The 12,961-nt window shown below is 66.5% G+C and carries 11 protein-coding genes and 1 pseudogene; 10 read left to right on the top strand and 2 right to left on the bottom strand.

Annotated features, from left to right (window positions below; all coding sequences use genetic code 11):
* Positions 1–35 precede the first annotated feature (35 nt).
* Both gor and M2319_RS19055 read left to right on the top strand, forming a co-directional pair.
* A pseudogene (gor, locus tag M2319_RS19060) lies at positions 36–1,400 on the top strand (glutathione-disulfide reductase); the annotation flags it as partial.
* A complete protein-coding gene (locus tag M2319_RS19055; RefSeq protein WP_319801801.1) occupies positions 1,377–1,973 on the top strand; it encodes a GNAT family N-acetyltransferase in 597 nt (198 codons plus the stop codon). The pseudogene gor and the gene M2319_RS19055, both read left to right, overlap by 24 nt.
* Before the next feature lie 165 nt (positions 1,974–2,138).
* Here the strand turns inward: M2319_RS19055 and M2319_RS19050 are convergent, their stop codons facing one another.
* Positions 2,139–2,729 (bottom strand): gamma-glutamylcyclotransferase family protein, encoded by a 591-nt coding sequence (locus M2319_RS19050; RefSeq protein ID WP_264603049.1) that lies wholly within the window; start codon positions 2,727–2,729, stop codon positions 2,139–2,141.
* 134 nt (positions 2,730–2,863) lie between these two features.
* Here M2319_RS19050 and M2319_RS19045 point away from each other — a divergent pair, with 134 nt between their 5' ends.
* Positions 2,864–4,039: an aminotransferase class V-fold PLP-dependent enzyme gene (locus M2319_RS19045; protein ID WP_264603048.1), complete on the top strand. Its 1,176-nt coding sequence runs from the start codon at positions 2,864–2,866 to the stop codon at positions 4,037–4,039.
* Between the two features lie 357 nt (positions 4,040–4,396).
* Complete coding sequence (locus tag M2319_RS19040; RefSeq protein ID WP_264603047.1) at positions 4,397–4,852, top strand: methylated-DNA--[protein]-cysteine S-methyltransferase; 456 nt, start codon at positions 4,397–4,399, stop codon at positions 4,850–4,852.
* Between the two features lie 11 nt (positions 4,853–4,863).
* On the opposite strand, the gene M2319_RS19035 is transcribed toward M2319_RS19040, so the two are convergent.
* Entirely contained in the window at positions 4,864–6,006 is a 1,143-nt protein-coding gene (locus M2319_RS19035; protein ID WP_264603046.1) for a carboxylate-amine ligase, read from the bottom strand.
* Between the two features lie 407 nt (positions 6,007–6,413).
* Here M2319_RS19035 and M2319_RS19030 point away from each other — a divergent pair, with 407 nt between their 5' ends.
* From M2319_RS19030 to M2319_RS19005, 6 genes are all read left to right on the top strand, one after another.
* Positions 6,414–7,475 (top strand): cytochrome-c peroxidase, encoded by a 1,062-nt coding sequence (locus M2319_RS19030; protein WP_406682219.1) that lies wholly within the window; start codon positions 6,414–6,416, stop codon positions 7,473–7,475.
* Positions 7,476–7,808: 333 nt separating this feature from the next.
* Positions 7,809–8,162: a hypothetical protein gene (locus M2319_RS19025; protein WP_264603045.1), complete on the top strand. Its 354-nt coding sequence runs from the start codon at positions 7,809–7,811 to the stop codon at positions 8,160–8,162.
* A gap of 225 nt (positions 8,163–8,387) precedes the next feature.
* Complete coding sequence (locus M2319_RS19020; RefSeq protein ID WP_264603044.1) at positions 8,388–9,293, top strand: DMT family transporter; 906 nt, start codon at positions 8,388–8,390, stop codon at positions 9,291–9,293.
* Positions 9,294–9,491: 198 nt separating this feature from the next.
* Positions 9,492–10,874: a class II 3-deoxy-7-phosphoheptulonate synthase gene (locus tag M2319_RS19015; protein WP_264603043.1), complete on the top strand. Its 1,383-nt coding sequence runs from the start codon at positions 9,492–9,494 to the stop codon at positions 10,872–10,874.
* A 168-nt stretch (positions 10,875–11,042) separates the two neighbouring features.
* A complete protein-coding gene (locus tag M2319_RS19010) occupies positions 11,043–11,510 on the top strand; it encodes a GFA family protein (RefSeq protein WP_264603042.1) in 468 nt (155 codons plus the stop codon).
* Between the two features lie 92 nt (positions 11,511–11,602).
* The gene (locus tag M2319_RS19005; protein WP_264603041.1) at positions 11,603–12,442 is read left to right on the top strand and encodes a DODA-type extradiol aromatic ring-opening family dioxygenase; all 840 of its coding nucleotides are present in this window, start codon (positions 11,603–11,605) and stop codon (positions 12,440–12,442) included.
* The last annotated feature ends 519 nt before the right edge of the window (positions 12,443–12,961 follow it).

The raw sequence follows: 12,961 nt of genomic DNA, 5'->3' as shown, positions 1-12,961 counted from the left end.
ACCGGTCTTCCGGTCCGGCCAGTAAGGAGGCCCCCATGGGCGGCTACGACTACGATCTTTTCGTCATCGGGGCCGGATCGGGCGGCGTGCGGGCCGCGCGGATCGCTGCGGGATACGGGGCCAAAGTCGCCATCGCCGAGGAGTACCGGGTCGGCGGCACCTGCGTCATCCGCGGCTGCGTGCCGAAGAAGCTGTTCGTCTATGCCTCCAAATTCGCCGAGGAATTCGAGGACGCCGCCGGCTTCGGCTGGTCGGTCGGCGCGACGGCCTTTGACTGGAAGACGCTGATCGCCAACAAGGACCGCGAGATCGACCGGCTCAACAAGGTCTATCTCGCCAACCTGGAACGCTCCGGCGTCGAAATCGTCTTGAGCCGGGCGGTCGTCGCCGGCCCGAACGAGGTCCGGCTCCTGGCCGACGACCGCACGGTTTCCGCCAAGTACATCCTGATTGCGACCGGCGCGGCGCCCTTCCTCGACAGTTCTGTCTCCGGCATAGAGCACGCCATCACCTCCAACGAGGCCTTCCATCTGGAGGACTTCCCCGAGCGGGTAACGGTGGTCGGCGGCGGCTACATCGCCGTGGAGTTCGCCGGCATCTTCGCCGGCCTCGGCGCCAAGACGACGCTGCTCTATCGCGGCGAGGAGATCCTGCGCGGCTTCGACATGGACCTGCGCACGCTGCTCCACGAAGAGATGGAAAAGAAGGGCATCGACGTCATCACCGGCGACCGCTTCACCGCCATCGAGAAGGGCGGGAGCGGGCTGGTCGGCCAGACGGAAGCCGGCCGCACCATCGAGGCGGACCAGATCATGTACGCCATCGGCCGGCGCCCGGCGACGGCCGGGCTCGGCCTTGAAGAGGCCGGTGTCGAACTGACCAGGAACGGCGCCGTCGTCGTCGATGCCCAGTCGAAGTCGTCCGTTGCCTCGATCTACGCCGTCGGCGATGCCACCGACCGGGTCAACCTGACCCCGGTGGCGATCCGCGAGGGCCATGCCTTCGCCGACACCGTGTTCGGCGCCAAGAACGTCACCGTCGACCACTCCAATATCGCGACGGCCGTGTTCTCCCAGCCGGAGATCGGCACCGTCGGGCTCTCGGAGGACGAAGCCTGCGACCGCTTCGACGCCGTCGACATCTATCGCGCCCGCTTCCGCGCCATGAAGCACACGCTCACCGGCCGCGACGAGCGGATGCTGATGAAGGTCATCGTCGACGCCGCCAGCGACACCGTGCTTGGCGTCCACGTCATGGGCCCGGACGCCGGCGAGATGGCCCAGCTTCTCGGCATTGCCATCAAGATGGGCGCCACCAAGGCCGATTTCGACCGCACCGTCGCCGTCCACCCGACGGCGGCCGAGGAACTCGTCACCATGCGCGAGCCGAGCGAGCGCTACCGTGCGTCGCAGGCCCACGCGGCTGCCGCAGGCGTCGGCGAAGCGGTCGCGGGATCGGCCGGCGCCGGCGAGGCGGTGAAGGCGGCGACCGGCATTGACGTGCGCGAGGCGCGCGAGACCGATTTCGCGATCCTCGCCAAGATCGGCATGCATTCCTGGCAGGCCTCGATCGGCTCGCAGCTCGCCGGCGACGCCTGGAGGCGGCTGCGCGACGAAAGGCCGTTCGAGCACCTCCTGGCATCGGCCGGCGGCCCGGTGCTGGTCGCGACCCTCGACGGCGAGCCGGTGGGCTTTGCCATCGTTGCCGCACGGCAAGGGGATATCAGCGAGATCTGGGTGGCGCCGAGCGCCTGGGCGAACGGTGCCGGCGAGGCGCTGCTGGCAGCGCTCGAGGAAGGCGTTGCCGCGACCGGCGCCAAACACGTCGACCTCGATCTCTTCGCCGGCAACCGCCGCGCGCTGCGGTTCTTCCGCACCCGCGGTTTTTCCGACCGCTCGCGCGAAAAGCGCTTCGACGATCTGGCCGGCACCGAGATCGACACCATCCGCCTCAGGAAGCCGCTGGCGAAATAGCGGTCGACCATTTCGGTCTGCGTTGGTTGTCGCAGGGCTGCATTTTTAACCCGAGCGGCACTGGTAGTAGACGGCTGCACTGGATTGTTTCGCTCCGCTCGCAATGACAATAACCGATGTCATTGCGAGGAGGCCGAAAGGCCGACGCGGCAATCCAGTTCCTTTTCAGTCGATCCAGCGCGCGCCGGCTTCGGCAAGGACGTGGTCGAAGAGGGCTTCCTCCTCGGCCGTGATCCGCACGGCGCGGCGGTAGCGCGGCGCGGCACGGTCGCGCCGGATCGGTATGTGCCAGCCGGCGGTGGTCTCCACGAAATGGCGCACGCCGAGGACGCCCCAGCGCTCGAAATAGCCGCGCAGCACGCAATCCACATAGCTCTGGATCACGGGATGCTCCTCGTCGCCCCAGCGTTCGTGCTCCGGCTTCACCCGGTAGACGATGCGCATCTCGGGCACCTCGGCGGCATCGCCGTCTGGCGCGAAGGCCTCAAGGTCGAGATCGTGCCGGTCGTAGCGCCACTCGCGTTCGTCGAGGTCGGCAAGCTCGGAGCGCGGATAAAGGATCAGCGTGCCGCGGATCGTCGAGCCTTCCTCCGGTTCCGCGGTGAGGCCGCAGGTATGGCCGATCGGCGTCTTGCCGGCGATCCGCCAGGCGCGCCGAAAGCCGGAAAGCGTGCCGGGCATGCTGGTCGTCCCGGCCGGCAGGGTCGCCTGGTTGACGAGGGAGCCGTAGCCGAAGACGGCGATCATGTAGGTCATGGTCAGGATGCTCTTGGGGAAGGGGAACTGCGGACAGACGCCTCACCGTAACGAAGCGGCGCGCAGCATCAAGGGTGTTGACCCGCTCTCGGAATCGACTAACGGAAGGTGGCGACTGACGGGGAGGGAAGACCATGCCGGAACTCGACATTGATCGCCTGCGCGCCGAGACGCCGGGCGCGGAGATGGTGCTGCATTTCAACAATGCCGGATCGGCCCTGCCGACCTGCGCCGTCGTCGAGGCCATCAAGACGCATATCGACCTGGAAGCCATGATTGGCGGCTATGAGGCGGCGGGCGCGGCGGCGGCCAAGGTGGCGGACTTCTATCCGGCGATCGCCGACCTCATCGGCGGCGAGCCGGGCGAGGTGGCCTTCGTCGAGAACGCCACCCGCGCCTGGGACATGGCGTTCTACGCCGTCCCGTTCCGCGAGGGCGACCGGATCATCACCTGCCGCTCCGAATACGTCTCCAACTACGTCGCCTTCCTGCAGATGAAGGACCGCGCCGGCATCGAGATCGACGTCGTACCGGACGACGAGCACGGCCAGATCGACGTCGCCGTCCTTGAGAACATGGTCGCGCCGAAGACCCGGTTGATCGCCATCACCCACGTGCCGACCCAGGGCGGGCTGGTCAATCCGGCCGCGGCCGTCGGCGACGTCGCCCGCCGCTTCGGCATTCCGTACCTGCTCGATGCCTGCCAGTCGGTCGGCCAGCTCGATGTGAACGTCAAGGAAATCGGCTGCACCATGCTGTCGGCGACCGGGCGGAAGTACCTCCGCGGCCCGCGCGGCACCGGCTTCCTCTGGGTCGACCGTTCCGCGATCCCGGAGCTTGAGCCGCCCTTCGTCGATCTCGCCGCCGCCGACTGGCTCGACGCGGAGAGCTTCGAATGGAAGCCGGACGCAAAGCGTTTCGAGAACTGGGAGCGCTACGTCGCCGGCCAGATCGCCCTCGGCGTCGCTGCCCGCTATGCCGCAAAACTCGGCATGGGGGCGATCGAGGCGCGGGTGAAGATGCTGGCCGATACGCTCCGGCGCGAGCTTGAAAACATCCCCGGCGTGTCGGTGCACGACCTCGGCGCCGAGAAATGTGGCATCGTCACCTTCCTGAAGGCGGGCGAGGCGCCGGCCGACACCCGCCAGCGGCTGTCGAAGCGCTCGATCAACGTCACCCACAGCCAGGCCCGCTCCGCCCAACTGGACCTGCCGCGCCGAGGGTTCGATGCCCTCGTGCGCGCCTCGGTCCATTATTACAATACGGAAGCAGAGATCGAGGCGTTCTGCCGCGCGGTGCGGGACGATTGATCCGGGAAGGGGGCTTGGCGGTCCAGCAGATGTTGGGGGCATGGTCGAGTTCTTTTGGATCCACTTGCGCTTGCCACACCCTCGGTCGTCACCCCGGCCCCCGAGCCGGGGCCTATTGCCCATCTCAACGCGGTATGCCGTCGGTTCGCGAGAGAGGGCATATGCTCCGGGTTCGGCCGCGCCAAGGCCTGATGCGGGCTACTGCGTCGAGAGGGGCAACGGATCCCGGCTCTCCGCTGCGCTCCGGCCGGGATGACGGTGGTTGGCTGGTTGCTTGAGAACTGCAACGCCATTGCGGGCGGAGCGACGCTGTCTAGAGTGGCGTTGCGTAGTGCGCATAGGGAGGCATCTCGGGATATGAACATCGCGACCCTTGATACGCCCGTCGGCCGCCTCGGTGTGGCGGAGGAGGACGGCCGGATCACGCGCGTCATCTGGGATGCAGAAGCGCAAGGAAAACGCACAGCCGTTCTGGAAGAAGCCCTGCGCCAGCTCGCCGGGTATTTCGAGGGCCGGCGGACGGCGTTCGACCTGCCGCTGGCTCCGGCCGGCAACGCCTTTCAGCAGCAGGTCTATTCGGCAATGCGCGCCATTCCCTTCGGCGAAACCCGCAGCTACGGGGACATCGCCAGGGACCTCGGCGTGGCCGCACAGCCCGTCGGCCAGGCCTGCGGGTCCAATCCGATACCGGTCATCATTCCCTGCCACCGCGTCGTCGGCAGCCATGGCCTCGGCGGATTCTCCGGGGCGGGCGGCGTGGAGACGAAAATCCGGCTTCTGAAGCTGGAAGGCGCCTATTCGCTGCTGCTCTAGGGCAAGCGCCCCTATCGCTCGCAGCCGGCCAGCGTTTCCTCAATGAGGTGGTCGACGACGGCCTCCAGCGCCTCCTGGGTGCTGGCGCCGGCCTCGATGGCGCCGTTGTAGACGGCGAGCTGGCGGTCGGCCGAGGTGCCGTCGGCGATGATCGCGCGGGCGTGCTCGACAGAGGCAAGGCACCCGAAATGCTCGGCGTCCTCGCGGGTCAGCTCCAGGATTTCATCGAGAAGATCGGAAAACGGCACGCAACATCCGCGCCCGAAATCGACCAGTTCGCCGGTGATGCCGTCGCGCTGGGCGAGCCACCGGTTCTGGTCGATGAGAAAGCCCGGATATTGCCGCCAACGCTGGTTCTTGCCCTTCAGCCGCCACAGCATCCGGGTCAGGCACCGGAACAGGGCGGCGATGGCGAGTGCGTCGTCGAGCCGCGTGCAGACGTCGCTGACCCGCATTTCCAGCGTCGGGAATCGCGCGGAGGGGCGCAGGTCCCACCAGATCTTGGTCGCGTCCTCGATCAAGCCGGCCTCGACCAGGATGTCGACGGTGCGGTGGAATTCGCTCGGACTGGCGAAGGTGTCCGGCAGGCCCGTACGCGGCAGTTCGTTGAAGACGGAGAGCCGGTAGGACCGCAGCCCCGTGTCGCGGCCGCGCCAGAACGGCGACGAGGTCGACAGCGCCAGCAGGTGCGGCAGGAAATAGGTGAGTTGCGACATCAGGTCGATGCGCAGCGCCTCGTCCTCGACCCCGACATGGACATGCATGCCGCAGATCAGCAGCCGCCGCGCCACCACCTGCATGGTCTTGGCCAGTTCGTTGTAGCGCTCCTTGTCGGTGTGGGACTGCTGGTCCCATTCCGCGAAAGGGTGAGTCGAGGCGGCAATCGGGGCCAGACCGAACTCCGCCGCGTTCTCCGCGATCATCCGCCGCAGGCGCGAAAGTTCACGCCTGGCGTCTTTCATCGTCTCGCAGACGGGCGTTCCGATCTCGATCTGGCAGCGCAGGAACTCCGGACTGACGGCGCCGGGGCGTGAATCCTGGCACGCCTTCAGCAGATCGGCGGGCGGATCGCTGGCCAGAGCCCGCGTTTTGCGGTCGACGAGGAGGTACTCCTCCTCGATTCCGACGGTGAAGCTGGGCTCGGACGACGTCATGCTCGCCATGGTGCAACAAACGGCAGCCTGCCGCCACCACGAATTTGCCCGCATATCCCGTTGAAGCGACGGGCGAATTCCGGATCGCCGCAGGCATGGCATATCGGCGCCCGCGGGATCTGTTGCGGCGGCTGCGAGGCGCGCGGGCTCACATCGGTGGACGGCACGGCTACAGCCCAGGGTTAAGCAGGAAACGGGCCAGTTATGGCAAGAAATGACTGCGACATATGAACACTTTCTAGAACCATTATGAAATCGAAATACATAGCTGAAGTAGATGTTTATGGAGTTTATTCGAACGTTTCTAAGGTGTCAATGCGGTCCCTCAATGCGTTCAGTTCGGAAGGGTTCTAATATCACACCGTCCGCAAGCGTATGCGAATTCGCAACCAAACAAGGAGACGACAATGTTCGGGAAAGCCACGGGGCTGTGCGCGGTATTTGCCGCCACCATGCTCGCAGCAGGCTCGGTAGCTCTGGCAGACGATGCTCTGCTGAATGAGGCCAAGGAGTATTTCAAGCCGATTCCGTCGGTAGTACCTGCGGTCAAGGACAACGCCGTCACCCATGAGAAGGTCGAGCTGGGCAAGATGCTCTTCTTCGATCCGCGGCTCTCCTCCTCGGGCCTGATCTCGTGCAACACCTGCCACAATCTCGGCATGGGCGGTGACGACAACCTGGAGACCTCGATCGGCCATGGCTGGCAGAAGGGCCCGCGCAACGCGCCGACCGTTCTCAACGCCGTCTTCAACATCGCCCAGTTCTGGGACGGCCGCGCCGAAGACCTGAAGGCCCAGGCCAAGGGCCCGGTCCAGGCCGGCGTCGAGATGGCCTCCACGCCGAAGCGCGTCGAGACCACCCTGAAGAGCCTGCCGGAATATGTCGAGCGCTTCACCCGCGCCTTCCCGGGCGAGGCCGATCCGGTCAACTTCGACAACATGGCCAAGGCCATCGAGGCCTTCGAGGCGACCCTGATCACCCCCGCCTCGCGCTTCGACCAGTTCCTGGAAGGCAATGTCGCCGTCCTCAACGATGAGGAGAAGGAAGGCCTCCAGCTCTTCATGTCCAAGGGCTGCGCCTCCTGCCACAACGGCGTCAATGTCGGCGGCGACGGTTACTATCCGTTCGGCGTCGTGGAGAAGCCGGGCGCCGACATCCTGCCGGCCAACGACAAGGGTCGCTTTGCCGTGACCCAGACGGCGGACGAGGAATACGTCTTCCGCGCCGGCCCGCTGCGCAACATCGCCCTGACCGCTCCGTACTTCCATTCCGGCATGGTCTGGGATCTGGAACAGGCCGTCGCCATCATGGGCACCGCCCAGCTCGGCGAAGATCTGTCCCCGGAAGAAACCAAGGCCATCACCGCGTTCCTGAAGACGCTGACCGGCGAAATGCCGACGGTGACCTATCCGGTCCTGCCGGTGGAAACCGCCGACACGCCGCGTCCAGAAGCCATGATCGCCAAGTAAGGAGTTGATGAGACCGCGCCCGGGACAGTCTCCGGTCCCGGGCGCACCCCGGTCCTCCCTCCGGCGCCCGCGCCTCCCCACCCGCTCGGCCGGAAGGAGACACCCAAGGGCCCGCACGCTTTTCCAAGGCGTGCGGGCCCGTTTTTTTGTCGCGTCGGCCACCACGCCGCGGTTTCTTGCAATTGTCGGCACGACAAAAAAGGGATATCAATGAAATTACAATCAAAAATTGTAGATGGCGTGACCGCCTCGGCAGGGCCGGGCGGCGCGGATCCGAAACGCAGGCACCTGCTTTGGGAGGCAAACACCATGGCCGAGGGCCGCAGCGCATCCATGCCCTGGAAGAGGATCGATCTGTCCGAGGCCGATCTGGCGACGGCGACGGCGTTCTGTTCGCTGGCACCGTTCGGGTATTCGGAGGTCTGGCCGGGCGACGTCCCGGGCACCTGGTTCTTGATGGTTTCAGGCGTCATGCCGTGCAAGAACATGGTGATCCAGCTCCGACCGATGGTGTACGTCCAGCCGCCGGACTACTGGGCGATCGAGGTCGTGGGGTGTGTCGAAGACGGCTGCCTGGAGATGCCGGTGACCTACGCCATCTGGATCGACGTTACCGACTACCGCGGCACGGACGGCATCGAGGTCGTCGGCGCCAACGGCACGCAGAAGCTGGATATCCCCGGCTAGCCGCGGCGGCGCGCCCACCCCGCATCGAGCCGATGCGCCGCCCCCCGCCAGCCGGGCCGGCGCGCGCGTCGGACATGGTTGCGGCATCCGAAACCGGACAGTAGGGTGCACCGCCCATTGCTGGCGGCGTTCGCCATGCTTCCTGGGACGCAGACCGCGCCGGCGATCGAATGGTCGCATCGCGGTGCGCGCCTGCCACCGACCTGTTCTGCCGGGACATCCTGAATGACGACCGATACCTTCCGCGACACCGCGCGCGGCATGCTGGCGATGGCCGGCTCGGCGGCGCTGGTCGGCGTCACGACGCTGATCGCCAAGGTGCTCGGCGTCGGCGAGCCCGGCATCGCCGGCCTCCATCCCTTGCAGGTCAGCGCCGGCCGCTTCGCCTTCGCGCTGCTGGCGCTCCTCGTCGTCATCGCGCTCCGCCCGTCCGCACGGCCCGACTTCGTCGGCGCCCGCTGGCGCTGGCATGTCGGCCGCTCGCTGTGCGGCTGGCTCGGCATCACCTCGATGTTCGCCGCCGCCGCCCGCATGCCGCTGGCCGAGGCAACGGCCATCAGCTTCCTCAGCCCGCTCGTCACCATGGCGCTCGCGGTCCTGCTCCTGAAGGAGAGTTCGGAGATCCGCAAATGGGCCGGCGCAGCGCTCTCCATGGCCGGGGCGCTGATCCTGCTGCAGCCGGGCACCGAGGCGTTTCGGCCGTCCGCCTTCCTGGCGCTCGCCGCCGCCGCCTTCATGGGGACGGAGGCGATCTTCATCAAGCGCCTCAGCGGCAGCGAGCCGCCCTTGCGCATTCTCCTCATCAACAACGCCATCGGCGCCACCGTCTCGGCGCTCGCCGCGGCAACGGTCTGGACCGCGCCAGCGCCCTCCCAATGGATGCTGCTCGCCGCCCTCGGCACCGTCATGGTGTCGGCCCAGGCGCTGTTCATCCAGGCCATGCGGCTCGGCGATGCCAGCCTCGTGATACCGGTTTTTTACATGGTGCTCGTGTTCGCCGCGGTCTATGATTTCCTGCTCTTCGGCGTCGGCCTCAGCCTGACTGCGCTCGTTGGCGCGGCGCTGATCGTCGCCGGGGCACTCTTCATTGCGCTGACGACACCGTCGGCGGCGCATCGACGGCGGGTCTAGGGTCCGCTCGATCGACACGGGTGCGAAAGACGCTGGCGCGGCGGCGAATGCCGGCGCCGGACAAGGGCGTTTTCGCCCCGCAGGTGTGGCCAAAGGAGGTCCGCCTGTGTATAACCGCGCGGCGCGACGAAATGCCGTTCCGAAGGAAAAAACGGCCCCCGCGCGCATTCCGATCAATTCATTCGGACGGACCTTGAGATGAATACCCAGTGGAGCCCTGCAAGTTGGCGCGAAAAACCGGTCCAGCAGATGCCGGACTATGCGGACAAGGAGAGCCTTGCCGAGGTCGAGAAGCTTCTGTCGACCTTTCCGCCGCTGGTTTTTGCAGGTGAGGCCCGCAAACTGAAGGCGGCACTCGCTCAGGTCGCCAGTGGCCACGGTTTCCTGCTCCAGGGCGGCGATTGCGCCGAAAGCTTCGCCGAACACCATGCCGACGGGATTCGCGACTTCTTCCGCGTCTTCCTGCAGATGGCGGTCGTGCTCACCTATGCCGCCGCCTCGCCGGTGGTGAAGGTCGGCCGCATCGCCGGCCAGTTCGCCAAGCCCCGCTCCGCCGCCTTCGAGACCCAGGGCGAGCTGGAGCTGCCGAGCTATCGCGGCGACATCGTCAACGACATCGCCTTCGACGCGGACTCCCGCGAGCCCGATCCGCGGCGCATGGTCATGGCCTACCGCCAGGCGGCGGCGACGCTGAACCTCTTGCGCGCCTTCGCCCAGGGCGGCTATGCCAATCTCGACCACGTGCACCAGTGGACGCTGGGCTTCGTCAAGGGCAGCCCGCAGTCGAGCCGCTACCAGGTGATCGCCGACCGCATCACCGAGACGCTGGCCTTCATGCGCGCCTGCGGCGTCGATCCGGACAGCACCGCGCAGCTCCGCTCCACCGACCTGTTCACCAGCCACGAGGCCCTTCTTCTTGGCTACGAGCAGGCGCTGACCCGGATCGATTCCACCAGCGGCGAGTACTACGCCACGTCCGGCCACATGATCTGGATCGGCGACCGCACCCGCCAGATCGACCACGCCCATATCGAGTTCGCCCGCGGCGTGAAGAACCCGATCGGCCTGAAATGCGGGCCCTCGCTCGACCCGGAGGACCTGATCCGGCTGATCGACGTCCTCAACCCGGCCAACGAGCCGGGCCGGCTGACGCTGATCTCGCGCTTCGGCGCCGACAAGGTGTTCGACCACCTGCCGCAGCTCATCCGCGCCGTGGAGCGCGAGGGCCGCAAGGTGCTGTGGTCCTGCGATCCGATGCACGGCAACACGGTGAAGGCCAATTCCGGCTTCAAGACGCGGCCGTTCGACCGTGTGCTGGCCGAGGTGGAGAACTTCTTCGCCGTCCACCGCGCCGAAGGCACCCACGCCGGCGGTATCCACATCGAGATGACCGGCTCCAACGTGACGGAGTGCACGGGCGGTGCCAAGGCGATCTCCGACGACGACCTGTCGGCCCGCTACCACACCCATTGCGACCCGCGGCTGAATGCCGACCAGGCGCTGGAGCTGGCCTTCCTGATCGCGGAGAATTTGAAGCGCGAGCGCGACACCCATCCGGAGCGCCACATCGCGGCCCAATAGGCGTGCACTCCGAACGGCATTGACGACTTTCCGGTCTGAACGCTCGGAGGATATGGGTAAGACGGCCCTTCCGCTGGCACCATCCGTCGCGGTCAATGCCATTCGACTAAAAGAGGGCGCGGTCCTGACGATCGCGCCCTTTGTCTCGTCACGAAGGGGGATACGGACATGGACACCACGGACAAGCGCACCGGCTCGTGCCTGTGCGGTGCCGTCACCTACGAGATCGCCGGCCCGGCGCGCCAGGTTGTCGCCTGCCACTGCAGCCAGTGCCGCAAGCAGTCCGGCCACTACGTCTCGGCGACGCAGGTCCCGATGGACGCCCTGACGATTACCGGCGCCGAAAACCTCACCTGGTATTCGGCGTCGGACACGGCCCGGCGCGGCTTCTGCCGGACCTGCGGCTCGCAGCTCTTCTGGGAGCCGGCGGGCGGCGAGACCATGTCGGTCTTTGCCGGCACCCTCGATGCCCCGACCGGGCTTTCGACGGTCGCCCACATCTTCGTTGCCGACAAGGGCGACTACTACGAGATCGGCGACGGCCTGCCGCAATATGACGTGACCATTGACGCCGACGAGCGGGCCGCGATGACCACTCCGACCGGTCGGGACGGGGAGGGCGGCCCTTCCCGGTGAACGATGTTTTCACATCCCGGGGTTTGGTAGAAGGCCGGGCTGCATCCTATCTGAAGGCGGAACGCTTCCATTGATCCCATGAGGATTCTGCCATGGCCCGCCAGTTGCCGCTTTTCATTTCCCACGGCGCCCCCGACCTGGTGCTGCGCGACACCCCCGCCCGCGACCACCTGAAGGCTCTTGCCGAGAGCCTGCCGCGGCCGCGCGCCATCGTCTCCGTCTCGGCCCATTTCGAGACCCGCCGGCCCGCCGTCGTCGTCGACGATGCGCCGGGCATGATCTACGACTTCGGCGGCTTCGATGCGCGGCTCTACGAGATGGTCTATCCGGCCCCGGGCGACCCGGCGCTCGCGAGCGACATCGCCGGACGCCTTGCCGCCGCGGGCCTGCCCGTCGATCAGGTCCGCGACCGCGGCTACGACCATGGCACCTGGGTGCCCCTGAAGCTGCTCTTCCCGGACGCCGACGTGCCGGTCGTCCAGCTCTCCGTGCAGCCCTACGAGGACCCGGCCCACCACCTCGCCATGGGTCGGGCGCTGGCCCCGCTCGCCGACGAGGACGTCCTTGTCGTCGGCACCGGCGCGCTCACCCACAATCTGCGCGAGGCGTTCCGGCACGGCCGCGACGATCTCGGCGGGCCGGCCCATGACTGGGTCAAGGGCTTCGCCGACTGGTTCGCCGACCGCCTTGCTGCCGGTGCCGTCGACGACCTCCTCGACTACCGGGAAAAGGCGCCCTTCGCGCTGCAGAACCACCCGACCGACGAGCATCTGTTGCCGATCTTCGTTGCCCTCGGCGCTGCGGGTCCGGACGTCATCGGCCGCCGCATCCATTCCTCCGCGCAGTACGGCGCCCTCGCCATGGACTGCTTTGCCTTCGGCACCGCTGCGGAAACGGCCGGCATTTCGACCGAAGTTGAATCGATTTGTTAACCATATGAATCGGCGCCTCAGGAGCGGGCGGCAAGGGATTCAAACGACTCGCCTTTTCGCCCGCTCTTGAATCACTTTCTGAAGGTTTTGGCGGCGTAAAACCGGCGTTTTGCGCCGCCTTCTTGAATCAGTTCTTCAAGGGGCCGGGCCCGCGTTGAATCGATTTGTGAACCAATTGAATCAGCGTCTCATGGTGCCGCTCGCGCCTGAATCGGATTGTGAGCCCGTTGACTCACTTCCTCACCAACGGTCCCCGACGCGACTGGCTTGATTGCCTTTTCGCCAGCCAGACACCCTCCCGTCACTCCGGCCTTGAGCCGGGGCCTATTGCCCCTATCCACGCGGTATGCCGCCGGCTGGGATTCTTCGTTTTTTGCGTGGAGTGGCGTCCTACCCTGAACGGCGACGGACTACCGTTTCGAGACGGGCATTGGATACCGGGTCTCCGCTTCGCTCCGCCCGGCATGACGACGGAGTCTTGCGCTGGTGTGAGCAACGACGAGCCCGCAGGGCTCGCAA

It is taken from the genome of Rhodobium gokarnense (assembly GCF_025961475.1).
Classification (GTDB): domain Bacteria; phylum Pseudomonadota; class Alphaproteobacteria; order Rhizobiales; family Rhodobiaceae; genus Rhodobium; species Rhodobium gokarnense.
Note: the sequence above shows the minus strand (reverse complement) of the source record. Positions and strands in the feature narration are given on the sequence as shown.

Coding starts and splice junctions, on each gene's coding strand:
- M2319_RS19020 (WP_264603044.1), top strand. CDS start 8,388: ATGACGACCGATACCTTCCGCGACACCGCGCGCGGCATGCTGGCGATG.
- M2319_RS19005 (WP_264603041.1), top strand. CDS start 11,603: ATGGCCCGCCAGTTGCCGCTTTTCATTTCCCACGGCGCCCCCGACCTG.
- M2319_RS19035 (WP_264603046.1), bottom strand. CDS start 6,006: ATGACGTCGTCCGAGCCCAGCTTCACCGTCGGAATCGAGGAGGAGTAC.
- M2319_RS19045 (WP_264603048.1), top strand. CDS start 2,864: ATGCCGGAACTCGACATTGATCGCCTGCGCGCCGAGACGCCGGGCGCG.
- M2319_RS19040 (WP_264603047.1), top strand. CDS start 4,397: ATGAACATCGCGACCCTTGATACGCCCGTCGGCCGCCTCGGTGTGGCG.
- M2319_RS19050 (WP_264603049.1), bottom strand. CDS start 2,729: ATGACCTACATGATCGCCGTCTTCGGCTACGGCTCCCTCGTCAACCAG.
- M2319_RS19030 (WP_406682219.1), top strand. CDS start 6,414: ATGTTCGGGAAAGCCACGGGGCTGTGCGCGGTATTTGCCGCCACCATG.
- M2319_RS19025 (WP_264603045.1), top strand. CDS start 7,809: ATGCCCTGGAAGAGGATCGATCTGTCCGAGGCCGATCTGGCGACGGCG.
- M2319_RS19010 (WP_264603042.1), top strand. CDS start 11,043: ATGGACACCACGGACAAGCGCACCGGCTCGTGCCTGTGCGGTGCCGTC.
- M2319_RS19055 (WP_319801801.1), top strand. CDS start 1,377: ATGCGCGAGCCGAGCGAGCGCTACCGTGCGTCGCAGGCCCACGCGGCT.
- M2319_RS19015 (WP_264603043.1), top strand. CDS start 9,492: ATGAATACCCAGTGGAGCCCTGCAAGTTGGCGCGAAAAACCGGTCCAG.